At 57.4% G+C, this 936-nt stretch carries 1 protein-coding gene; it reads right to left on the reverse strand.

The window, feature by feature from the left end:
- Positions 1-857, reverse strand: an 857-nt coding sequence (locus AC629_RS44460; RefSeq protein ID WP_084810841.1) for an alpha/beta fold hydrolase, incomplete at its 3' end; no start/stop codon positions are given.
- Positions 858-936: the final 79 nt, after the last annotated feature.

Raw genomic sequence — 936 nt, forward strand, 5'->3', positions numbered from 1 at the left:
GGCACGAACTGTTTCAGGCTAGGGACGAGATGGCTCCAACTCGGCGATCTGTAAACCCCGTCTCGATCGCCAACGACATAGAGTGCCGGGACCTGAACCTTTGCGCCGGACCATGGTGCGAGCAACTCCCAATTGCGATCAATGTTGCGATACCAATTCAAACCTCCTCCAAGGCCGGTGCGCTTGAACTCCTCAACGTAAAATTCGATGTCACTGTCCGTGAGCCACGTCGGCAATGATTGGGTTGTAGGCTTCCCATCAAGCCACCCCCCCTCACTAGGAAGCATCGTGAGCGACGCAGGATCTTCAACCGGCGCATCGCCAGATAGGGCGAACAATGTCGTCTTGATTGCGTTGTGGACGTCTTTTTCGAGTTCTGCCTCGGCAACGCCCGGCGTCTGGAAATACAGTTGATAGAAGCGCTGCTTTTCGGCCCTCGGCATGACCGTGCTTGGTCGGTCGGGACCACGCACCGGAGACGGCACGCTCAAGCCAACGACGGCCCTAAATCGATCCGGTCTAAACAGAGCGCAGCGCCAAGCGACCGGCGCTCCCCAATCATGTCCGACAACGACTGCTTGATCCGTGCCGATCGCGTCGAGCAATCCGACCATGTCTCCGGTCAAATGCAATAGGGTGTATTGATCGATCGCATCCGGTTTGTCCGTCTGCCCGTAACCACGCATGTCGGGCGCGATGGCGCGATATCCGGCGGCAGCGAGCGCTTCCAATTGGTGCCGCCACGAATACCAGCACTCCGGAAAGCCATGGCAGAGAAGCACGGTGGGGCCGCTCCCTGCTTCGGCCAGGTGCATTCGAATGCCATTTGTCTCGATAAATCGATGCGAGATCGTCATTGCCAACCTCCGCAAGATCATTGATCTGATAGCTAATCAGTCACATTGTGAGCTCCAGCCACAACCGAAGTAGCTCCGC

This window comes from Bradyrhizobium sp. NAS80.1 (assembly GCF_001908205.1).
Classification (GTDB): Bacteria; Pseudomonadota; Alphaproteobacteria; order Rhizobiales; family Xanthobacteraceae; genus Bradyrhizobium.